Origin of the sequence: Micromonospora sp. KC723 (assembly GCF_004348595.1) — a bacterium.
Lineage (GTDB): Bacteria > Actinomycetota > Actinomycetes > Mycobacteriales > Micromonosporaceae > Micromonospora.
Genome location: NZ_SMKD01000042.1, coordinates 1 through 20,881, shown reverse-complemented (window position 1 = coordinate 20,881; position 20,881 = coordinate 1). Strand labels below are relative to the sequence as shown.

Annotated in this window: 19 protein-coding genes and 1 tRNA gene; 10 read left to right on the top strand and 10 right to left on the bottom strand. The window is 69.2% G+C overall.

The window, feature by feature from the left end:
* The first annotated feature begins 34 nt into the window (after nt 1–34).
* Nucleotides 35–352, top strand: coding sequence for an EamA family transporter (locus E1165_RS12325; protein ID WP_207916857.1), 318 nt, complete (start codon nt 35–37; stop codon nt 350–352).
* Between the two features lie 45 nt (nt 353–397).
* Here E1165_RS12325 and E1165_RS12320 read toward each other — a convergent pair whose 3' ends face one another.
* Nucleotides 398–1,273, bottom strand: a complete 876-nt coding sequence (locus E1165_RS12320) for a hypothetical protein (protein WP_132390896.1) — start codon at nt 1,271–1,273, stop codon at nt 398–400.
* A 151-nt stretch (nt 1,274–1,424) separates the two neighbouring features.
* On the opposite strand from E1165_RS12320, the gene E1165_RS12315 reads away from it, so the two are divergent.
* Entirely contained in the window at nt 1,425–2,444 is a 1,020-nt protein-coding gene (locus tag E1165_RS12315) for a helix-turn-helix transcriptional regulator (RefSeq protein WP_132390894.1), read from the top strand.
* An 8-nt stretch (nt 2,445–2,452) separates the two neighbouring features.
* On the opposite strand, the gene E1165_RS30370 is transcribed toward E1165_RS12315, so the two are convergent.
* Nucleotides 2,453–2,578, bottom strand: a complete 126-nt coding sequence (locus E1165_RS30370) for a hypothetical protein (RefSeq protein ID WP_256370660.1) — start codon at nt 2,576–2,578, stop codon at nt 2,453–2,455.
* A gap of 146 nt (nt 2,579–2,724) precedes the next feature.
* On the opposite strand from E1165_RS30370, the gene E1165_RS12310 reads away from it, so the two are divergent.
* Complete coding sequence (locus E1165_RS12310) at nt 2,725–3,309, top strand: DUF6262 family protein (RefSeq protein ID WP_132390892.1); 585 nt, start codon at nt 2,725–2,727, stop codon at nt 3,307–3,309.
* 23 nt (nt 3,310–3,332) lie between these two features.
* Here the strand turns inward: E1165_RS12310 and E1165_RS12305 are convergent, their stop codons facing one another.
* The 4 genes from E1165_RS12305 to E1165_RS12285 all read right to left on the bottom strand — a co-directional run bounded on the left by E1165_RS12305 (nt 3,333) and on the right by E1165_RS12285 (nt 7,421).
* Complete coding sequence (locus E1165_RS12305) at nt 3,333–4,043, bottom strand: creatininase family protein (protein WP_121157027.1); 711 nt, start codon at nt 4,041–4,043, stop codon at nt 3,333–3,335.
* Nucleotides 4,044–4,495: 452 nt separating this feature from the next.
* Nucleotides 4,496–5,521 carry a hypothetical protein gene (locus E1165_RS12295; protein WP_132390888.1) on the bottom strand — a complete coding sequence of 342 codons (1,026 nt, stop codon included), beginning with the start codon at nt 5,519–5,521 and terminating at the stop codon, nt 4,496–4,498.
* Between the two features lie 26 nt (nt 5,522–5,547).
* Entirely contained in the window at nt 5,548–6,537 is a 990-nt protein-coding gene (locus E1165_RS12290) for a transporter (RefSeq protein WP_132390886.1), read from the bottom strand.
* A complete protein-coding gene (locus E1165_RS12285; protein ID WP_132390884.1) occupies nt 6,534–7,421 on the bottom strand; it encodes an ABC transporter ATP-binding protein in 888 nt (295 codons plus the stop codon). The genes E1165_RS12290 and E1165_RS12285 overlap by 4 nt, the downstream gene beginning before the upstream one ends.
* A gap of 120 nt (nt 7,422–7,541) precedes the next feature.
* Here E1165_RS12285 and E1165_RS12280 point away from each other — a divergent pair, with 120 nt between their 5' ends.
* On the top strand, nt 7,542–8,204 hold the full coding sequence (locus tag E1165_RS12280; RefSeq protein WP_132390882.1) for a response regulator transcription factor: 663 nt from the start codon (nt 7,542–7,544) through the stop codon (nt 8,202–8,204).
* Nucleotides 8,204–9,289, top strand: coding sequence for a HAMP domain-containing sensor histidine kinase (locus E1165_RS12275; RefSeq protein ID WP_132390880.1), 1,086 nt, complete (start codon nt 8,204–8,206; stop codon nt 9,287–9,289). Before E1165_RS12280 ends, E1165_RS12275 begins: the two co-directional genes overlap by 1 nt.
* A gap of 291 nt (nt 9,290–9,580) precedes the next feature.
* Here E1165_RS12275 and E1165_RS12270 read toward each other — a convergent pair whose 3' ends face one another.
* Nucleotides 9,581–9,868 carry a hypothetical protein gene (locus E1165_RS12270; protein ID WP_243704725.1) on the bottom strand — a complete coding sequence of 96 codons (288 nt, stop codon included), beginning with the start codon at nt 9,866–9,868 and terminating at the stop codon, nt 9,581–9,583.
* Nucleotides 9,869–10,180: 312 nt separating this feature from the next.
* On the opposite strand from E1165_RS12270, the gene E1165_RS12265 reads away from it, so the two are divergent.
* Together E1165_RS12265 and E1165_RS12260 are read left to right on the top strand one after the other, a co-directional pair.
* Nucleotides 10,181–10,798, top strand: a complete 618-nt coding sequence (locus E1165_RS12265) for a LysE family translocator (protein ID WP_132390878.1) — start codon at nt 10,181–10,183, stop codon at nt 10,796–10,798.
* Between the two features lie 25 nt (nt 10,799–10,823).
* Nucleotides 10,824–11,540, top strand: coding sequence for an MOSC domain-containing protein (locus E1165_RS12260; RefSeq protein WP_132390876.1), 717 nt, complete (start codon nt 10,824–10,826; stop codon nt 11,538–11,540).
* A 322-nt stretch (nt 11,541–11,862) separates the two neighbouring features.
* On the opposite strand, the gene E1165_RS12255 is transcribed toward E1165_RS12260, so the two are convergent.
* Nucleotides 11,863–14,649 carry a BTAD domain-containing putative transcriptional regulator gene (locus tag E1165_RS12255; protein WP_207916856.1) on the bottom strand — a complete coding sequence of 929 codons (2,787 nt, stop codon included), beginning with the start codon at nt 14,647–14,649 and terminating at the stop codon, nt 11,863–11,865.
* A gap of 121 nt (nt 14,650–14,770) precedes the next feature.
* Nucleotides 14,771–14,896: a hypothetical protein gene (locus tag E1165_RS30365; protein ID WP_256370658.1), complete on the bottom strand. Its 126-nt coding sequence runs from the start codon at nt 14,894–14,896 to the stop codon at nt 14,771–14,773.
* Nucleotides 14,897–14,961: 65 nt separating this feature from the next.
* Here E1165_RS30365 and E1165_RS12250 point away from each other — a divergent pair, with 65 nt between their 5' ends.
* On the top strand, nt 14,962–15,879 hold the full coding sequence (locus E1165_RS12250) for an IS30 family transposase (RefSeq protein ID WP_207916855.1): 918 nt from the start codon (nt 14,962–14,964) through the stop codon (nt 15,877–15,879).
* A gap of 2,252 nt (nt 15,880–18,131) precedes the next feature.
* The gene (locus E1165_RS12245) at nt 18,132–19,649 is read left to right on the top strand and encodes a recombinase family protein (RefSeq protein WP_256370657.1); all 1,518 of its coding nucleotides are present in this window, start codon (nt 18,132–18,134) and stop codon (nt 19,647–19,649) included.
* Nucleotides 19,650–19,651: 2 nt separating this feature from the next.
* On the opposite strand, the gene E1165_RS12240 is transcribed toward E1165_RS12245, so the two are convergent.
* A tRNA-Leu gene (locus E1165_RS12240) sits at nt 19,652–19,735 on the bottom strand.
* A 209-nt stretch (nt 19,736–19,944) separates the two neighbouring features.
* Between E1165_RS12240 and E1165_RS29895 the strand changes: the two genes are divergently transcribed.
* Nucleotides 19,945–20,881, top strand: a 937-nt coding sequence (locus E1165_RS29895) for a tetratricopeptide repeat protein (protein WP_243704724.1), incomplete at its 3' end; no start/stop codon positions are given.

Below are 20,881 nucleotides of genomic sequence, written 5' to 3'. Positions count from 1 at the left end.
AGCCACCCAACTCGCACCCCCGGCCAGCACCGCGATGTCTTTCTTCATCCGGCCCTCGGCATGCCACAACACGATCCGCGCCCGCGTCCCGACCGCCGCCGTCGACACCTCCGAACTCGTGATCAGCGCACGCAGCTCAGCACTCTGGTCAGCCGTCAAATCCACACTGACAGCCAACCACTTCGCCCTGGCCACGGTCCGGGCCGGCATCATCCTCCACCTGCTGCCGGTCTTCGGCGTGCTGTCGGCGGTGGCGGTCCTGGGCGAGCGGATCGGTGGCTGGCAGTGGTGCGGCGCGGCGCTGATCGTCGCCTCGATCTTCGTCTTCCCGGACGGCGAACCGGAAGACTGACAAGGCGGCCCCGCACCGGCGGGACCGCCTTCTCCAGGGTGAAACTCAGATCCGGGACACCATGCGCTCAGCCGAGCACGTGGTCGTGCCGAGGTTCTTCATGTACCACACGAACTCACGCCCGGACGTGCCGCTCGAGCTGACGTACTGGCGGTAGAACTGGCGGGTGACCTCGACGGAGCACCCGTTCTCCACCGGGCTTAGGGCGATCAGGTGCGTCGCCGTGTCCGGTTCGGCGCCGATCCGCGTACCGGTCGTCGCACCGGCGCCCACGGACTTCGCCGAGTACTGGTACTCGACCTCGGCGAGGCCCATCTGCACGTCGGCACTGCAGGCGATGTTGCCGGTGTTCTGCACCTCGTAGCGCAGGTACACCGGCCGGGCGACGTCACCCTGCCGCACGCGCTGGTACCACGACCGCAGCACCTTGAACCGGCAGGGGTTGGCACTGGTCGCCCCGCTGGGCAGCACGCCGAGCAGCGGCACCTCGGACACCGGGCCGAGCTGGGTGAGCTGGGTCGAGTAGGTCTTGATCTCACCGGGCTCCACACCACCCGTCGACTGCACAGAACTCGCGCTGATCCTCGAAACCAGGATGTTCGTTCCACAGGAGATCGAGCCGATGTTCTTGATCGTGTAGTAGAACTCGCGTTCGCCGGAGCTCAGCCGGTCGTACCACTGGTTGGTCACCTCGAACTCGCAGTCCGCCGAGGTGCTGGCGCCGACCGGCGCCAGCCCGACCCGGTAGACGGCATTCGGCAGGGTGTTGTTCCAGCGTTTGGTCATCGAGGCGCCCGGCGCCATCGTTCCGCTGAACCCCGACCAGGCCAGAGTGGCGTGCGCGGGACTCGTCACGGCGAACGTACTGACCAGTACGAATGCCAGCGTGAGACTGATCGAGCGCAGCAAGCCTTTACGCATAAAAGAACCCTCCATGGACACAATGGGAGATCGGTCGTTCGGAATTGTTCCGCGCAGATTCACGGTCCACATGAGTACCGGCTACTCAATTGTGCGAGCCGGTACTCAAGCCCCTCGGTGCGCCACTAGGATCTGATAGCCCGGTGCCCGCATGATCGCGGGCACCGCCGCGGCGCTGGCCAACCTCATGACGGGGCGCTTTCCCGAGGCGCGCGCGGCGGCCGGCCTGGTCCGGACGTTGTCAGCGCAGGCGGACCGCGGCTCGATCAGCCCGGTGCCGACCGCGTTCCTGTCGACAGCGGCGGTCGCGTACGCCCACCTGTGCCAGGGCGACCTCGAGGACGCCGCGGCCCGGGCCGCGGAAGCCGGCCACCTCTTCACGGGCATGGCGCACCCCAGTGGCCGGCGCTGGACCCTGGCGCTGCAGCTGCTGGCCACCGTCCAGCGCGGACTCATCGACGAGGCCGGCACCCTCGTCACCGCCCTGCGCACCATGCCGGACCTCGGCCAGATCCGCTGCTACGACATCGACGAGGTCGTGGGCCTGGCCTGGTACGAGTTCCTCACCGCCGATCCCGCCGCGGCACAGGACCGGCTGGAGCAGGCCGCCCACGGCTGGCTCGCGGAGCAGTCGGCCGGGCTCGCGTTGCTGGCGGCGTTCGCCCTGTTCCGGCTCCGGTTCGACGACTGCGCCGCCGCCCTCCTCGACAAGATCGAAGTGCCGGCCGACTGGCCGTTCGGCACCACCGTCGCCGCGCTCATCCGGGCCCGCAGTCCGGCCGACTACATCACCGCCGGCGACGCCTTCCGTGCCTACGACATGCGCCTGTACGCCGCCGAGGCGTACCACCTGGCGGCCACCCGCACGCGTCCGCCCGGCCCGAAACGCTCCCGTGCCCTGCACCTGGCCGCGGCGCTCGCGCAGCAGTGCGGTGCCGACACCCCGCTGCTCGGGCGGCTGAACCCCGCGACCGCCCTCACCCGGCGCGAGGAGCAGATCGCCGCCCTCGCCGCCGGCGGAGCCAGCAACCGGGAGATGGCGCAGCACCTCGGCCTCTCCGAACGCACCGTCGAGAACCACCTGCACCGCGCGTTCGCCAAACTCGGGGTCACCAGCCGCCTGGCGCTCGGCCCGCACGTGACCGCGAAGCGGACGGACCCGAGCCACTGACCGCCTGATCAGGCGATCAGGAACAGGGCGTCAACCAGCTCGTTGCCGAACTTGCCCGTCGGGTCGACCTCGCCACGCAGCGCCGCGCAGTCCGTCGCCCGCCGAGTCAGCGCGGTGATCTCCGCGGGCGACATCCCGGTCGCCTTCCCCAGTGCGGGCGCGCACCGAACGGCCGCAGAGCCCCCTACTTTCACCGGGTATGGGCCACGGTCTTCCGCGCCAATGACCTGGCCGCCGCCGGCGGGCACGCCGACGACACCTCCGATGGACAGGAGGCCGAGTGAACTCCGTAGTCTCGTCAGGCACCCGCACAGTCGCTGCCCTCGCCGCACGGCGAGAACGCAGCCAAGCCGCCATCGGGCGGGTCCAGGACACCCTCGCCGCCATGCGCCGCGAGAACGCCCGAGTCACGGTCGCCGCCGTTGCTCGACGCGCCGACGTCTCTCGAACCTTCATCTACGACAACCCGCAGGCCCGTGCCGCGATCGCTGACGCGCTTGCCAACCTCGACCAGCAGCGCACGCAGCTTCGCGGTGCGCCCGACGGTCAGCAGGCCGTGTGGCGAGAACGAGCACTCAACGCCGAAGACGCGCTCACCAAGGCCTACACCGAGATCAGCCGTCAACGGACGCGCATCGGTGAGCTCCTCGGCCAGGTCCGCGACCTACAGGCCGAGTGGGACAACGAGACCACCGCGCGGATCACCACCGAGAACACCAGCCTCAAGCAGCGGGTCCGGCAGCTGACCGCCGACAACCGGATGCTCGAGGAACGGCTCGCCGCGGCCCGGTCCACCCTCCGCTTCCAAGACCGGCGCATCCCCGATCTCGAAAGCCGGATCGCCGACCCGGCAACCATGGCGTGACCGACGATGCGTCGACGACGGCGTCACCCCTCCAGCAGGTCACGCACCCGGGCGAACGACTGAGACAGGCTGTCCAGCACCGCCGCGCCCTTGTCCGCGCTGCCCAACGACGGCCGCCCGATGATCCCGGACGACGTGTACGCGCGCATCCCCACCGTGAGCAGATCAGGCCGGTCGTTCGCCAGATGGTCGGCCGTCCGGTATCCCTCTCGCAGTAGCTGCGGCGCCCCATGCAGCAGCAGGGAGACCTCCAGCTCCCCACCATGCATGTCCTCGTGGGAAGTGGTCTCACAGCCCGCCTCGACACGCGCGGCGTTCCAGTCCTCGGCAGCGGGAAACAGCGCCATCCGCCGCCGGATCGTCGTGGCCTGCTGAACAGCATTGCGAAGGCTGTAGTTCCCGCCGTGCCCGTTGACGATCACCAGGTTCTCCACGCCCGACGCCCGCAGGGACTCGTCAACATCCTCGATCACCGCGAGCAACGTGCGGGCACTGATACTCACCGTCCCGGCGAACCCCGCGTGCTCGTGCGAACACGAGATCGTCAGCGGCGGCAGCAACAACACCGGATGATCCTCCGCAACACGCCCGGCAACCAGGCACGCAACGACCGTGTCCGTGATCAAAGGCAGGAACTCGCCGTGCTGCTCAAAGCTGCCCACCGGCAACACCGCCGTCCGAGCAGCCCGGACACGCTCGTCACCAGACGTCGCGATCGGAAGCAGAAAGGTCACCCGGACAGCCTGCCACGAGCAGACGAGGGCCTCGTCCGCGCGTCGCCGCGCGCGAGACCCCGCCGCGTCAGGCAGACGCGAGGGGACGGAACGACCTGCTTGGCTTCACGGCCGACACCAGGCCCAGTGACCTTCGCACCAGCGGCTACGTCCAGTTACCGGCCAACAAGGGCCCGACGTGCGGATCGCGGAAGCGGATGCCTGCGGGCCCACGCGCTCGGGATGGCGATCGGCGCGGCGGCAAGCACCTGGCGGTGCTCCGCGAGGCCGGTCGGCTCGACCGGGCGCGCGACGGCCGTTCGGTCCTCGACCGGCGCGCCCCTCGGGGACGCGCTCGCGACCCTCTCGGCCGGCCGTTCGACTACCGCTTCGACTGCGGCTGAGCGGTCTCGGTGGCATCGCCGGTTGACGTCGCCGGGGGCGAGGAGTCCCAGCTCCTCGCCCCCGGTGTGTTAGGACCCGAATTCCAATGCGCCTGACTCGAGTTCGCGTTGGAAGAACGTTTCTGGGTGCATGAGGCCGCCGGGGGGATCCTCTACGGCCGCGGCTCGTCGCCGGAGTTCCGTGATGTACTTCGTGTCCAGGACGGCGGAGGCGGCGATTTGTTGCCGCAGGATGAGGGCCCGGGGGCCGGTGTAGAGGTAGGCGTCGGCGCCGGGGTAGCCCTTGGCCGCGGGTGGCTGTCCGGGCCGGGACTCGAAGTATGACGCGTCGAGTTGACCCAGCCAGGTTCCCGCGAACGGGACGACCGACGGCACCGGCCAGCGGGCCAGCCGCTTCTCCAGCTTCTCGTTGTCCTTCTGGAAGCCGAAATGCGTGGCGATGGTGTACGTGACGCCGGGATACTGCTGCTCGTACATCGCGACCGCGCTGCCGCCGCCGCGCAGCAGGTGACTGATCCCGAAGAGCATGAGTGCCTTGCGGTCTTTGGCGAGCACCTCAGTCCTCATCAGCGCGGCGATGGTGCGGTCCCGTTCCTCAAAGGGCGCGAGCCCTTCGGGGCTGGTCACCTTGCTCCAGTCGATGGGCGGATCACAGGCCAGCACGCGCAGTTTCTCCGCCGGTGGCAGGCTCTTGTTGACCTCGCGTACGAGCGGGAAGAGCCGTTCGTAGAAGACGGAGAACCCACAGCTCGGCTGGGTGGTGTTGCGCCACACCTGGCGCACCTCGGCCAGCGGCACGTCCTTGCCCGCGATGTAGCGGTCCAGAAGTGGCTGGTAGAGCGAGTTGCCGCACTCGACGGCGATGACGTCGGCCTTGCCGGGGAAGGCGGGGTTGCGGATCAGGTCGAGGAAAATGTCGTTCGGACTAGCCCCGGCCACGACGTCGTAGCGGTCGAACGCGGCGAGGATGGCCTTCTGGGCGTCCTGGGGGCCGGCGCCCGTGGCGGCGGCCGGTGATGACTCGGACGGCATGAGGGCCAGCAGGGCCACGCCGGCAGCTAGGGCCGCGGCGGCGAGGTAGGTGAGTGTGCGCATGGGGCCCCCCTTGGACGGCTTCGCGGTCATGCGACGCGGCGGATGCGGCGGACGGCGAGGTAGAGCAGCAGGGCGGCGATGGCGAGGAAGATGCCGGTCTCGATGCCCTGGAACAGCCAGAACCGGGTTCCGGGCTGGTAGAGCTGCCAGTTGTAGGCACCCGAGGTGATGCCGAGGTCGGCGCCGCATGCGGCGCCGGGTCCGGTGGCGTCGGGCGCACAGGCGATCTGCGCGTTGGCCGTGATCATCTTGCCGGATGCGTCGCGGATGCCGTAGGACAGGATCCAGTCGCCGGCGGCCGGGTTGGTCTGCTCGGTGGCGTCCTTGATCGGGAAGGTCAGGACGCGGGCGGGCAGGTAGTGCGGTCGGGCGAGGGTGGTCAGGGCGATGCGCAGTCCGAGGAACCCGACGAGCGTGGCGGACATCGCCGGTAGCACCTTGGGCCAGATGGTGCCGGCGAGGATGCCGAGCGCGACTGCGAAGATCGTGTAGCCGGTCGGGGCCGTGCCCTGCATGTCGAAGAAGAAGATGTTGAAGCGGCCGTGTTGCCCGGCCTGGCTCATCGGGGTCAGCCACCACGATACGCCGAGTCCGTAGATCACCGAGGCGACGAGCGCGACGGCGCCGGCTATCCCGAACTTGACCAGTGCCCAGCGTCCCCGGCTGACGCCCTGGGTCCAGACCATGCGGTGGGTGCCCTGTTCGATCTCCCGGGCGACCAGCGGCGCTCCCCAGAACAGCCCGACCAGCAGCGGCAGGACGAGGAAGAGCACACCGATCATGGTCATCACGGCGTACTGGCTGTTGAACTGGATGGACGCCTTGCCGCAGGTGTCGGCGTCGGCCGGGATCATCGAGGCGGTGCCCAGCGCGCGGACGCAGTCGTCCAGGCCCAGGTCGGCGAAGGTGTGGCGCATGGCCAGACCGGTGGGGACCATGAACACGGCGAGGAGCGCGAGGCCGATCGCGGTGAACAGTGCTTGCTTGCGGTGCTGCCGCCAGGTGAGCCAGATCATGCCGGCACCTCCCACGCGGCGTGCGGCCGGGCGTCGCCGTCGCCGAGGTAGGCGAGGATGAGGTCTTCCAGAGTCACGTCGTACGCCTTCCATGCCGGATCCCACGGCGGAGCGTTCGTGCGGGCCAGCAGCGTGGACTGCCGATGGGTGTGTTCGGCCCGCACGACCTGCGCGACCTCGGCGGGCAGCGGGCCGCCGTCTCGGGGGCCGACCAGCTGCCGGTGCTCGGCGAGCAGGGTGCTGACGTCGCCGACGAGCTTCACCTGCGAGGCGTGCAGCACGATCAGGTAGTCGCAGGTGCGTTCGAGGTCCGCCAGGATGTGCGAGGACAGCAGCACCGTGGTGCCCGTCTCGGCGACGACGCCCATCAGCGCCTGGAGGAACTCGCGCCGGGCCAGCGGGTCGATGCTGGCGACCGGCTCGTCGAGCAGCAGCAGCCGTGGGCGCTTGGCCATCGCCAGGGCGAGGGCGACCTGGGCCCGCTGACCGCCGGACAGCTTGCCGACCGGCTTGTCGCGCGGGATGCCGATCTGCGCCAGCCGGCGGTGCGCCAGCGCCGTGTCGAAGCGCCGGTTCAACCTGGCGCCCATGGTGAACAGCTCGTCCGCGGTGAAGTCCCGGTACAGCGGTGTGTCCTGGGCCACGAACCCGACCTCGGACAGGACGGCGATGTCGTCGTACGGTGTCCGGCCGAAGACCCGTACGGCGCCGGCGTCCGGCCGCAGCAGGCCGACCGCCAGGTGCAGCAGCGTGCTCTTGCCCGCCCCGTTGGGGCCGACCAGCGCGGCCACCCTTCCGGCCGGAAGGCGCAGCGAGCAGTCCCGCAACGCCCAGGCTCTGCCGTACCTCTTCCCGAGCTGGTCGGTTTCGAGAACGATGTCCATCCGTTGCCCTTCCATCCTGCTGAAGCGGTTTGCAGGTTTCGGTTCTACGTGGACGTCGGTGTCAGGACGGTGCCGCCGAGTGACACCGTTCTGACACCCGCGCGGTGGCATGGTGGGATCATGCGCGTGCTCGTGGTCGAGGATTTCGAGGTGCTGGCCCGTACGGTGGGTGTCGGGTTGCGCCGCGAGGGCATGGCGGTCGACGTGGTCCTCGACGGTGACGCCGCCCTCGATCACCTGGCCGTGACCCGCTACGACGTGGTGGTGCTCGACCGCGACCTGCCGGGTGTGCCGGGCGACGAGGTGTGCCGGCGGATCGTCGACGAGCACTCGGCGACCCGGGTGCTGATGCTGACCGCGGCCTCGTCGGTGAAACAGCGGGTCGACGGCCTGGGCCTCGGCGCCGACGACTACCTGGCCAAGCCCTTCGACTTCGCCGAGCTGGTCGCGCGGGTGCGGGCGCTCGGCCGGCGGCCGGGCACGGCCGTGCCACCGATCCTGGAGTACGGGGAGCTCACGCTCGACCCCGGCCGCCGGGTCGCGACCCGCGAAGGACGCCGGCTGGACCTCAGCCCGAAGGAGTTCGCCGTCCTGGAATGCCTGCTCACCGCGCACGGCCGGCTCGTGTCGGCGGAGGATCTGCTCGAACGGGTCTGGGACGAGGCGGCGGACCCGTTCACCACGGCGGTGAAGACCACCATCCGCAGGCTGCGGACCAAGCTGGGCGACCCTCCGATCATCCACACCGTTCGCGAGGGCGGCTACCGGATCGGCGAACCGTGATGCGCGTCCGGATTCCCCGGCGGAGCCTGCACGTCCAGCTCACGCTGCTCTACGCCGTGCCCTTCCTGATCTCCGGCGTCGTGCTGCTCTCGATCTCGCTGCTGGGCACCAAGCAGGCCATCCCGGCGGGTTCGGCCGCGGACCCCGCCGGCGTCCCCGGCGACGGCGGTCACCTGGACCGGCAGTTCACCACCTCGGCGTGGGCCGTGATCGGCATGGTCATGATCTCCCTGCTGCTCGGCTGGTTCGTCGCCGGCCGATTCCTGCGCCCCCTGCGCACCATCACCGCCACCGCCCGCGAGATCTCCGCCAGCGACCTGCACCGCCGGATCGGCCGAACCGGTCTGCACGACGAGTTCACCGACCTGGCCGAGACGCTCGACGACCTGTTCCAGCGGTTGCAGGCCACGTTCGAGTCACAACAGCACTTCGTCGCCAACGCCTCGCACGAACTGCGTACCCCGCTCACCGCCGAGCGAACGGTACTCCAGGTGGCGCTAGCCGACCCGGACGCCACCGCCGAGACGCTGCGGTCGGCCTGCCACGAGGTCCTCGCGCTCAGCGACCAACAGGAACGCCTCCTCGAGGCGCTGCTCGCCCTGGCGCACGGCGAACAGGGCCTCCACCTGCACACCCCGCTCGACGTCGCCGGCACCGCCGCCGAGGTGGTCGCCGCCCGCCAGCAGGACGCCGCCCGGCGAGGCATCCGGATGCACACCGCCCTCGATCCGGCACCGGCGACCGGCGACCCAGACCTGATCGAGCGCCTGGTCGCCAACCTGGTCGACAACGCCGTGCGGCACAACGCGCCGGGCGGGTGGGTCGAGATCAGCACGACGACCACCGCGACCGGCGGCGCCATCCGGGTCAGCAACTCCGGCCCGGTGGTGCCGCCCGGCGAGGTCGACGCGCTGTTCCAGCCGTTCCGGCAGGTCGGCAACCGCCGGACCAGACACCCCGACGGACACGGGCACGGCCTCGGTCTGGCCATCGTCCGCGCGATCGTTCGGGCGCACGGAGCGACCCTCGATGCCCGGGCCCGGGCCGCCGGTGGTCTCGACATCGAAATCGAGTTTCCCGGATAGATGAGCCGCGGTCAGCCGGCACGCGCCTGGTCGGTGCAAGCCGAGCAAGATCAGGTGCACGCTGATCGGCAGTTCAGGATGCCCGAGCGTCGCGAAGCGCCGACCGCCCGCAGTGAGGGGCGACGCGCGTCTGGCGCGCCCGGTCGGCGGCAGATCAGTACACCTGACCTCCGTCGACGCCCAGCCACGGGTGAGGCAATGCGCCCGGCAGCTATCCGAACGCATTGACATCGGCAGGGTCGCATACCGGCCGTCTCCAGCCGGTGGCGGCGACGGCGATCAGGTTCCTGATCAGAAGGGGGGTGCGTCCTCGCCCATCAGCGCCAGCACGACGCCTCCCTTTCCGCTCTTGAGGCTCTGGACCACGACCTTGCCGGTGCTGCCGTCGGGCAGTTCCAACGTGAAGGTCTTCCCGACCGCGTTCTTGGGGCCGTTGCCGGCGCTGTTGGCGGGTCGGAAGTCACCTGCCCACGGCGGGGTCCCACCCTTGCGGGCGGGCTCGGCGAAGAGCGCGGCGGTGCCGGGGGTCCTGATGCCGTCGGAGGAGAGAAGCACTGAGGCGCTGCGATAGGTAGCCATATACGGCAAGGCTATCCCGGACTGCGCTCGTTCGCGCCACGACAACCGTCCCGTAACGCAAACCGCACGGGGAGCGATCTTGATTTGCTGTCACCCCTGGGTTGACCGTGCGTTGGCCGCGGCCCAAGCTAGACCCCCCTCGTCGAACCGGTCGTCGTACCAAATTCCGAGGCAGCTGCCGTGAAGAAGCCGGGCGGCGGTCCCGATTCGTAAGGTTCTCCCCAGGTGTGGCCGCACACCTCAGCCGGGGGTGTACGCGCCTATGGTCGTTGTCACAACTCCACGGTGATCGTTTGGAAGCAGACTGGCTGCATGTGGACGCAGACACTCATAGCGGTTGGAGTGCTCGGCCTGTTGACCGTGGTGCCGGGGCCGGACATGGCGGTGGTCACCAAGCGCGCGATCGCCTCTGGCAGAGCGGCGGCCCTGCGGACCGCTGCGGGAATCACTACCGGGCTACTCGTGTGGGGCCTGTTCACCGTGGTCGGGCTCGCGGCGATTCTCGCGGCCTCGGCGGAGGCGTACTTCGTTGTCAAGATTCTGGGTGCCGCATACCTGGTTTTCCTCGGGCTGCAGGCCCTGTGGCAGAGCCGCCGCGCCGCGCCGCGGACCGCCGAGTTGAAGGTGGCCGGCTCGGGGCAGGCGTACGTGACGGGCCTGACCACGAACGTTCTCAATCCGAAGATCGCCGTTTTTTACACCGGCATGCTGCCGACCCTGGCGCCGCACGATCTGCCCACGGCGGCCGGCCTGGGCCTGCTGGTCGTGCTGCATGCGACGCTGACTCTGATGTGGCTCGGGTGTTATTCCTACCTCGTCTGCGGGGCGCGCTCAGTCTTCGAACGGCCTCGCGTCCGGCGCCTGCTGGACCGCGTGACGGCTGTGGTGTTGATCGGCTTCGGGATGCGGGTAGCCGCGCAAGCCAACTGACAAGCAACTCGTGGGAGGGACGGACGTGGGCACGGTGCTCGGGACGATCGAGCGGATCTGGCGGTACCCCATCAAGTCCACCGGCGGTGAGCTGTTGAACGAGGCCGCCGTGGATGCCCGGGGCCTCGTCGGCGACCGGCTCTACGCGGTGCGGGACGCCGAGGGCAAATTCGGCTCGGGCAAGAACACGCGCCGGTTCCGACGCATGTCAGGGCTTTTGCAGATACGGTCCCGTTATGCAGGGGGAGCAGCCACGGAGGTGCCCGAGCTGTTGGACCCGGACGGCGAGCCGGTGCCGGACCCGACCTCCTACGTGCGGCACTACCTGGGCCGGGACGATGTCGAGGTGGCCCGCGAGGGCGCGATCTCGCACTTCGACCAGCTTCCCCTCAGCGTCCTGACCACCGCCACCCTCGACTGGGTCCGCGCGGCCGTTCCCGGCGTCCCCGTCGACGAGCGCCGGTTTCGGCCCAACCTGCTGGTGCGGACGCCGCCGGGCACACCTGCCTTCGTCGAAGACGCATGGTTCGGCAGCACCGCCCGGATCGGCGATGACCTGCGGATACGGTTCGAGCGCTCCAGCGAGCGATGCGTGATGACCAACGAGGCCCAGCAGGACCTGCCGCACTCCCCGCTGATCCTGCGAGCCATCGCCCAGGCCCACGACATGAGACTGGACGCCCTGGCCACGGTCACGCAGCCAGGACGGGTACGACTCGGGGACACCGTCGAACTGACCTGACGCACCGTCCGGGATCAGTCCTCGTCATCGGGCCTCCTCGGTCCTAGCCGAGCAAACCGCCGAATGGACCGAACAGCGCCGCTACTGTATGTCGGCCCAGACGTCCTCGCCGAGTACATCTCCGGCACGTCAGCTGAGCCCCGTAGTGCACCCAGACGGTCAGCTCAACGTGATCGAGGGCGACCTCTCCTACCCCAGTTCGCGGCGCCGAGTCCTCACCATGCCTGTGTCTCGCAGGCAGGTTCCGGCAAAGTCGGGTGATGTCGAGTAGTGCCAGCGGGCGGGTGCTGTCGCGGTCGTGGTGGCGGTCAGCCCTACGGGCTCACTCTGTAGTCGCCAGCTTCGACCTGATGCTGGCGGCCTCCGGGTGGTCGATGTCGTCGAAGATGGTTAGCGCAGCCCGCCAGCTCTGCCGGGCCGCCTCGTGGTCGCCCGCCGAGGAGTGGGTGTCGCCAAGCCGGGCCAGGTGGGAGGCCTCGTGGCGGCGGTCGCCCATCTCCCGGCTCTGATCCCGCGCCCGCTGGTAGTAGCTGATCGCCTCCGGATGGCGCCCGAGTTGGTGGTACGCGTGCCCGAGGCTGTCCCAAACGTCGGCCATCGTGGCCCGTTCCCCGAGTTCCTCCAGGATGGGTAGGGCCCGCTCGCAGTACGCGATCGCGGTCTCGTGCTCGCCGACGAGGCTGTGCGTCCACCCGACTCCGTTGTACGCGACTGCCAGCACCCCGCGGTTACCGGAGCGCTCGGCGAACTCGAGCGCCTGCAGCGCGTGGTGCAGCGCGTCGTGATGGTTGCCCTGCTGTTCGGAGAACCACATCAACCCGAGGTGCGTACGCGCGCTGCCGGTGTGGTCGCCGACCGCGGCGTACAGGTCGATGGCCTGGAGGCTGTGCCCTTGGGCCTGATCGCTCCGGCCGAGCATCAAGTGCGCGTAGAGCAGTCTGCGGTGGATGTCGGCTTGGCCGGGCTGGTCCCCGAGTCGCCGCGCGGCACGAAGGGCGGCTTCCTGGACGCTGACTTGGTGATGCCAGTGCCCTCGCCAAAGGAGGAACGTCGCCATCGACCAGCCCAGCTGCTGAATGTGCCGGTCGAACCGTGCGTCGGTGGTGCTGTGCACGACGGCGAGGAGAACGGCCAGTTCCTCGGTCAGCCATTGCCGAGCACCGGTGTTGTCGGTGAACACCTCAACCACGACTCCAGGCGATGGCGGAGCGGGGCTGATCGGGTCGCGAGCTGCCGGCAGCCATTGGTCGGTCGCATGGGCGCTGAGCAGGTAGTAGTCGAGCATCCGCCGCTGGGCGGCGAACCGGTCGTCCTCGCTATCCTCGGCGTACGCGAGCTCAGCTGCGTAGGCTCGGATCAGGTCGTGGAAGGCGTAGCGGCCGGGAGTGTGCTCGGTCAGCAGGTGCGCGGCGCACAGCATGTCCAGCAGGCGGCGGGTCTGTGGAATGGGCAGGCAGGCGAGGCTGGCGGCCGCGGCCGGGCCGATGTCGGGGCCGGGGTGCAACCCGAGTAGCCGTAGCAGCCGGGCCGACTCCGCACCCAGGGCGTGATAGGACCAGGAGAAAACCGCCCGTACGTCGGTCGCCGCGTCCGGTCCGGTGAACGCGTCGAGCGGGTTGCCCGCGTCGGCCAGTTCCGCCGCCAGCGCCGACAGCGGCAGGGTAGGTCGGGTGGCGACCCGGGCGGCGATGATGGCCAGCGCGAGGGGGAGCCCGGCGCAGGCGGTGATGACGGTGTCGACGGCGTCCGGTTCGGCCGCCAGCCGGTCGGGGCCGAGCCGGCGGGCCAGCAGCAGCCGCGCCCGGTCGACGTCGAGTCCATCGAGCCACAACGGCCGGGCGCCCTCCGTGGCAACCAGGCTCGCCAGGTCGCTGCGGCTGGTGACCAGCACCATGCTGCCCGGCGACCCGAGGAGCAGCGGCCGGACCTGCTCGGCGTCGCGCGCGTTGTCCAGCAACAGCAACATTCGGGCGTCGGCCAGCTGGCTGCGGTAGAGCCCCGCCAGAGCCTCTATTGTGGTCGGATGTTTCGCGGGCGAGACGCCGAGCAGCTCGAGCAGCGTACGCAGGGCGGCGTCGGACGGCATCGGCTGACCGCCCGGGTCGAACCCCCGCAGGTTCAGGTACAGCTGTCCGTCCGGGAACCGGCCGCGTACGCGGTGCGCCCAGTGCACAGCCAACGCTGTCTTCCCGATGCCGCCACTGCTGCCGATCGTCGCGATGACCGTCGCCGATCGTGGATCACCGGCGCTATCCAGGATGTCGTCGAGCTGCTTGACGGCGTCGTCCCGGCCGATGAACCCGGCGATGTCGGCGGGCAACTGGGTCGGTGCGCCGATTCTTGGTCCGGTCACCGGCGCAGCCGGGGCCCGCTTCCGCGGAGTCTCCGGCGCGGTCTTTCCGGGGACGAGGTGTGGGTCTTGGTGCAGGATGCGTCGGTGGAGTTCGCGGAGTGCGGGTCCAGGTTCGCTGCCGATGTCGTCAACCAGTCGCTGGCGCAGGGTGCGGTAGTGAGCGAGAGCGTCGGCTTGGCGGCCGGCCGCGTACAGGGCGACCATGAACTGTCCGGCGAGGCGTTCGTCCAGCGGGTGCGCGTTCAACGCTGACGTCACGTCGGCGAGTACGTTCGTGTGGTTTCCGCTGCGGAGCAGGACGTCGTTGCGGTCGAGGATGGCCGCCCAGCGTTCGCGTTCGAGCCCATCGGCGACGGCGTGCAGCCAGTCGCTGTCGACATCGTCGAACGGCGTACCGCGCCAGAGGGCGAGGGCGTCGCGCCACAGTTCGACGGCTTTGGCATCGTCGGCGGCGCGGGCGCGGGCGACCAGGTCCCGGAACTCGTGGATGTCCACGATGACGGGGTCGACGCCGAGCAGGTAGCCCCGACCGCTCCGGACAGGTGCCGGGCCTCCGGCCGCTTCGAGCAGCGTACGCAACCGTGAGAGATAGGTGTGCAGGGTTTGTCTGGCTCGTTGGGGTGGCCGTTCGCCCCACACGCGGTCGATCAACTGATCGACGTTGACTGCGGTCGCGGGCTCGACCAGCAGCGTGGCCAGCACTGTGCGCTGACGGGTCGGTCCCAGTTCGACAGCTCCGTGGATCCCATATGCCACTACCGGTCCCAGAACGCAGAACCGCAAAACGCCCCCCTTCCCACCCGGTACCTCGGGTGGTCGCGTTAACCGTAGGCGATGACTGCCAGGCGCCCTGGCATGCAGGGGCCCGGCAGAGTCGTCAGGTGATGCCGAGCAGTGCCAGGGGGCGGGTGCTGTCGCGGGCGTGGTGTCGGTTGGCGGCGGCAATGTTGGTGGCCCCGGTCAGGCGTAGGTCGCTGATGGCGGCGTTGCGTAGGGCGACCATGATTTGGGGTTTAGATTCAGGCGATCAACGCAACGCTGCTGGTGGATGGGTGGATCGTGGCCCGGATGGGTCGGCCGGAAATGTCGGACGCGATGAAGGAAGACTTGTGGCGGCGCTGGCGTGCCGGTGAGTCCATCAGCGTGATCTCTCGAGGGCTGGGCAAGCCGCCCGGGTCGGTCTTCACGGTGCTGAAGCATCACGGCGGGATCGCACCGGCCGAGCGGGTGCGCCAGGCGGATCGGTTGACTCCCGAAGACCGGGAATCGATCTCTCGTGGTCTCGATGCCGGCGCCTCCGTGCGTTCGATCGCCATGTCCATCGGCCATCCTCCCTCCACGGTGAGCCGGAAGGTCGCCTGCAACGGTGGCCGGCTGAAGTACTGTGCGTTCGCCGCCGAGCAACGCGCCCTGGAACAGGCACGTCGCCCGAAACCGTCCTCCTTGCAGAACAACGCGGTGCTGCGTCAGCTGGTGATAGAGCTGCTGGAGACCGAGTGGTCCCCGGAGCAGATCGTCGGGCATCTGCGGCGGACGCAGCCCGACAACCCACTCATGCGGATCAGCCACGAAAGCATCTACCGCGCGATCTACACGCCCCGGTGGAAGGTGATCCCGCGTGAGCTGTGCGCCAAGCTGCGCACGGGCCGTCCCATCCGCAAGAACAAGAAGAACACGGTCAAGGGCCAGTGGCGTTCCCAGATCACCGGAGCACGGCCGATCGAAGAGCGACCTGCCGCGGCCGACGCGCGGAGCGAGCTCGGCCACCTCGAGGGTGACCTCATCGTCGGAGCCAAGAACAGCCAGGCCGCGACGCTGGTCGACCGCAAGTCGCGCTTACCTGACCATGGTGGCGCTGCCCAGCCGACACACCACAACGGTCATTGCTGCCCTGCAACAGGCGTTCTCACTGATGAATCCCCGCCAGCTCAGCACTCTGACCTGGGACCGCGGCATGGAACTCGTCGGTCATCGATTGCTCACTGAAGCCACCGGAGTCGATGTCTTCTTCGCCGCACCGTGCAGCCCATGACAGCGGGGCACCAACGAGAACACCAACAAGCTGATCCGGCAATACCTACCAAAGGGCACCGATCTCAGCATGCACAGCCAAGCTAATCTCGATGCCCTGGCCGCCCGGCTCGACCGCCTGCACGGTCCGGCCGCGCAACCGGTCTTTAGCAATCTTTTGAGGTGTTCCGGATAGGGGATCAGCAGGCCGGGCCAGGCCCGGTCCAACCCCTCCGGCGGGCTCGACCAGTCAAAGGGCTTTGCCAGGTTGACCCTGCCGCCGGAGAACCTCGCGCCGCTGAAGTCGACCAAGCTGGTGCGCGCACTGGCCACCACGCCACGGAGCTGGCGGCTCTGGTCGGAGATCATCTAGGCCCGGGAGATCCCTGGCCCCGGCACGAGGGGCATCATAGCGCGACTCGCGTTCGGGTCGCGACGCGGGCGTTCGTCGCCGGCATTCACCGCCACGCCGACGAGGCGGGTGTCGGGTTCGTCGACTTCAAAGCCCGGCCAGCGTAAAACGTGGCCCTGCCAGCAGATTCAATTCCCGTGCAAGTGTGGCTCAAACCTCCGCTGGCACACTTCCGGTGCTCCGGTTCGGAGCGGTAGCGCGTTCGTTGTCCATAATAGAAAGGCACCTTCATATGGTAAGAACACGGCGATGGATCGTAGCGCTCACAAGCGCTGTCATCCTCACGTCGGGCAGTCTCGTTGCGGCTTCCCCGGCATCGGCCGATCCAGTTGGGCCAGAGATCTCCTACAAGTACTCGGTGAGTGTCCTGTCGACGACGTCGGGTTACCGAGGCGGCCAACTGGCGACGTGCTCGGCGGGAACAGGTGGAACCTGCAGCTTCTCGTGGACGAAAACCGTCAGTCGTAGCATTGACCTCAGCCTTGGCGCGTCGCGGTCCTTCGTCGCCGGTCAACTTAGCTGGAGCTCAGGTTCGTCGGTGTCCGTCACGGCAGCCTGCACCTCCCCGAAATTCACTTCGAACAACCAGATATACCGCGCTTACGCGCAGGGGACGAGGAAGACATACAAGATCACCCGGAAGACCTACATGGGCAAGATCAATCCTAGATTGATCTCAACTGAGACGTCAGGCACGCAGGTGGGTTTCAACCCGACTGGTGTCGCCTGTGCCATGGGTACCAAGTAGACGCCCTCGGCCTCCTGTGATCGAAGCGTTCTTTGCAGAGGAGACGCAGGCTGGCCGCCGCCTGAGCTGATGTCCGTCAGGATCGCTTCATGATCAGGGCGTCCTTCGAGTCGTTCTAACGACTTGAAGGACGCCCTGATCATGACCTCACCGTTGTACCGGTGGCTTGGCTGTGCCCGGTCCGCGCCGTGCTGGACTGGCTCGACGCCGCCGGCCGCCGCGACGACCTACACCGCCCCGGCCACCACCGCCCCGGCGAGACCCTCTGCTGTCCGGCATCACCCTCGGCGGGAAGGTACGGGACGGCGCACTGACCGACCGGCAGGTCGCCCGCACGGTGAAGGCACCGCCACGGCCGCCGGCCAACCTGCCGAGGTCGTCGACCAGCTCGCTGGCCCCTCCTTGCGCGCCGGGTTCGCCACCGCCGCCGAGGCCGCCGCCCCGCCAGCCACACCTACTACGACCGCAAACGCGCCGAAGGCAAGAAACACAACGCCGCCATCATCTACCGGGTAACTCAAGAGCTTCGGCGAGGGTGCGCAACACCGGGTCGTTGTCGCCTTACGGGAATCATTGAGACGGTAAGCACCAGCAGGGGCCTGACTGGTGATTCCGTTCGGCATCGGCCAACTCAGCGACGGCGGCATGTCCGGCCAGCGGTTCACGGTCGGGCGCACCTTGCGCTGCCTGAGCTTGGACACATCCAGCCCCGACGGCGGGGAATAGTGGACGCCTGGCACATTTGCGAAGCGTGGGAACCACAGTGGCACCTGTGAGTTCATCTGACGCCCTTCCTTGCAACGGCGCCCGAACGCGGCGCCGCGTTGCTGAACCAGCACGTAACGTACTGACGGTCGGCTACGTTGTCACGCTGCGCCGCCCCGGCGGAGCCCTCATCCAGCAGCTGGGCTGGCCGTCAGACCGTGCCTAGATCGCTGTCCGTCAGCCGACCGGCCGGAGGCCGGCGATACCGCCCGAAAGGGTGACAGAGCTGCGCGAATCGCGCGTTCCTCCTACTCTGGACGTGGGAACCATGATGGGGTAGATGTGCCGATCGTGGAGGTCCTTATGGCGACGAGGACGACGGCAGAACCGGGACGGAGCACTCTTTCGTCCTGGGCCGCAGGGCAGCGGAAGCTACGGCCACAACGGTTCACCCCGGCTGCGGATGGGCTGCGGTTCGCGTTCTATGGACGGATGTCCACCGTCGACTCTCAGGATCGGGCGTCGTCGTGCCGGTGGCAACGCGACTACGCCGGCGACCTGGTCGCCGGTCATGGCCGGATCGTGGTGGAGTTCTTCGACGAGGGCGTCTCCCGCCGAGTGCCCTGGCCGGACCGGCCGCAGGCGGCACGGCTGCTCGCCGCGGTGACAGACGCGGCACGCGGGTTCGACGCGATCGTCGTCGGTGAGTACGAGCGCGCCTTCCACGGCCAGCAGCTTGAACAGTTGACTCCCACCTTGCTCAGGCACGGCGTGCAGTTGTGGCTGCCGGAAACTTACGGGCCGGTGGACTTCGACAACCCCCGACAGCTGGCGCTGCTGGACCTGCTGGGTGTGCGCTCCCAGCGGGAGGTGTCCCGGGCCCGGCATCGCACCACTGCGGCCATGCGCGCTCAGGCCGAGTTGCAGGGTCGACATCTCGGCGGCCGTCCGCCTTACGGTTATCGGCTTGTGGACGCAGGCCCTCATCCGAACCGCGCTCACGCCGCCTGGGGACGCCGTCTGCATCGCCTGGAACCCGACCCCGCCACCGCGCCCCATGTTCGGTGGATTTTCGAGCAGCGGCTCGCCGGGCGCAGCGTGGCAAGCATCACCCGCGCCCTCAACGACACCGGCGTTCCCTGCCCGTCCGGCGCCGACCCGGCACGTAACCCACACCGCAGCGGCCAACGCTGGATGCTGACCACCGTCGCGGCGATCCTGGCCAACCCCCGCTACACCGGCCGCCAGGTCTGGAACCGGCAACGCACCGACCACGACGACATCGAGCCTGACGGCACCATCACCAGACACCAGGAGATCCAGCGCTGGAACACCGCCCCGCACTGGGTCATCTCTCGCCAGATCGCCCACCCACCGCTGGTCACCGAGGAGCAGTTCGTCGCGGTGCAGGCCATCCACACCGCACCCACCCCCGCTGACGGCACTCCCCGCCGATACATCCTGGCCGGCCTCGTCTGCTGCGGCGTCTGCGGCCGGATCATGGACTCCCACTGGGTCCACGGCCGACCCGGCTACCGCTGCCGCCACGGACACGCGAGCACCCGCACCAGGACCTCCACCCAACCGAAGATCCTCTACATCCGGGAAGACCACCTGCTCGACCGCATCCGACACGACCGCGGGCTACACCGTCGCCATCCCGCACTGCGCAGCCCCGACCCGGAAAAGCTGGCCGCCTACTTACGCACCAACAACATGATCATTGTGTGTGACCACCACGCATGGACCATCGAAGCCGAGACCGCGATCTACCCGCTCACCCCGGCGGGGAGCTTCCTCGCCACGACAGCAAAAATCCCCGCCCAACGGGACGGGGATCACGCAAAACACGAACAACCATCACAGTTCGTGTGGAAATAACGTGTCCGAGGGGGGACTTGAACCCCCACGCCCTATACGGGCACTAGCACCTCAAGCTAGCGCGTCTGCCATTCCGCCACCCGGACCTACTCATCCAGCCTACCCGGTCGGTCGCGGCGGGTTTCCCGCCGGCCGGCCGCCCTGGTTGGCCGCACGGGGCATTACTGTACACGCCCGAGGTGGATCATGCACATCACCATCCGTGCGACGCATCCGCCCAGCTCAAGCTAGCGAAGATCGGGCCAGCGGTGGCGCGGGTAGCGTCCGGGCACGGTCTACGGGCAGCATTGCTGCCGTGGCACAGCCCTCTCCTCTCGCCGTCGTCCAGCAGCGGGCCCTCGCCCTGCGGGCCGCCGGTGATCTCCCGGCCGCCCGCCGCCTGCTCACCGACACGATCGCCTCCGCCCGGCCCGGGTACGGAGAGGACCACCCGGAGGTGCTGAGCACCGCCCACCTGCTGGCGGGGATGCACCGCGAGGCCGACGACCCGGCCGGCGCCCGCCGGGTACTCGAGGAGGCGTACGCCGCCGGGGAGCGCCGCTGGAGCCCCGCCGATCCGCTCATGCTGGCCATCTGTTTCGACCTCGCCCAGGTGGCCGAGGAACTGGGCAACCGGCATGAGGCACGCCGTAACTTCGCCCGGGTCGCCACCCACGGTCCGGCCACGTTGGGTGAGCAGCATGCCGCGGTGCGGGCCGCCCGCCGGTACCTCGGCGCGGGATCCGCGCCGATGCCTCCCCCTCCGCCCGTCGGCTCTCCCCCACCGGTTCTCCACGCCAGCCCCGTGCCGCCGGATCCCGTGGCGCGGCCCGGGTTGGTCGTCCCACCCGCGCCCGTCCCGTACGCCCGGCCGGAGAGCGCGGGCGGCCAAGGCTGGCAGCCTGCTGCCCCGGTGAGCCGTGGCACCCACCAGGGGCCACCGCCGGCGCACCAGCCCCCGCCGCCGCGCGTGCCGTTGCCCCGGCAGCAGCGGCCGGTGCCGACGGCTCCGACGCTGGCGGGACCGTCCGCGTCCACGGTGCCGGAGCCACCGGCGCCGCAGCAGCAGTCCGCACCGGTGGCGCAGGTCGGACCGGTCACCCCGGCGCCATCGCCGTGGGCGCCTCCGCACCTTCAGGTGCCGGCCGTCCCGCCGGCCCAGCAGCGGGCTACCGTCGCGCCGACGGTTCCGCCGGCCAGCACGGCACCATCCGCGCAGCCCGCACCGACGCCGCCGCGGCCGGCGTCCGCCC

Excerpts from the sequence above, each read along its gene's own strand:
- E1165_RS12325 (WP_207916857.1), top strand. The coding sequence starts at position 35 with ATGTCTTTCTTCATCCGGCCCTCGGCATGCCACAACACGATCCGCGCC.
- E1165_RS12320 (WP_132390896.1), bottom strand. The coding sequence starts at position 1,273 with ATGCGTAAAGGCTTGCTGCGCTCGATCAGTCTCACGCTGGCATTCGTA.
- E1165_RS12315 (WP_132390894.1), top strand. The coding sequence starts at position 1,425 with ATGATCGCGGGCACCGCCGCGGCGCTGGCCAACCTCATGACGGGGCGC.
- E1165_RS30370 (WP_256370660.1), bottom strand. The coding sequence starts at position 2,578 with ATGTCGCCCGCGGAGATCACCGCGCTGACTCGGCGGGCGACGGACTGC.
- E1165_RS12295 (WP_132390888.1), bottom strand. The coding sequence starts at position 5,521 with ATGCGCACACTCACCTACCTCGCCGCCGCGGCCCTAGCTGCCGGCGTG.
- E1165_RS12290 (WP_132390886.1), bottom strand. The coding sequence starts at position 6,537 with ATGATCTGGCTCACCTGGCGGCAGCACCGCAAGCAAGCACTGTTCACC.
- E1165_RS12285 (WP_132390884.1), bottom strand. The coding sequence starts at position 7,421 with ATGGACATCGTTCTCGAAACCGACCAGCTCGGGAAGAGGTACGGCAGA.
- E1165_RS12280 (WP_132390882.1), top strand. The coding sequence starts at position 7,542 with ATGCGCGTGCTCGTGGTCGAGGATTTCGAGGTGCTGGCCCGTACGGTG.
- E1165_RS12275 (WP_132390880.1), top strand. The coding sequence starts at position 8,204 with ATGCGCGTCCGGATTCCCCGGCGGAGCCTGCACGTCCAGCTCACGCTG.
- E1165_RS12270 (WP_243704725.1), bottom strand. The coding sequence starts at position 9,868 with ATGGCTACCTATCGCAGCGCCTCAGTGCTTCTCTCCTCCGACGGCATC.
- E1165_RS12265 (WP_132390878.1), top strand. The coding sequence starts at position 10,181 with ATGTGGACGCAGACACTCATAGCGGTTGGAGTGCTCGGCCTGTTGACC.
- E1165_RS30365 (WP_256370658.1), bottom strand. The coding sequence starts at position 14,896 with ATGGTCGCCCTACGCAACGCCGCCATCAGCGACCTACGCCTGACCGGG.
- E1165_RS12250 (WP_207916855.1), top strand. The coding sequence starts at position 14,962 with ATGGGTCGGCCGGAAATGTCGGACGCGATGAAGGAAGACTTGTGGCGG.
- E1165_RS12245 (WP_256370657.1), top strand. The coding sequence starts at position 18,132 with ATGGCGACGAGGACGACGGCAGAACCGGGACGGAGCACTCTTTCGTCC.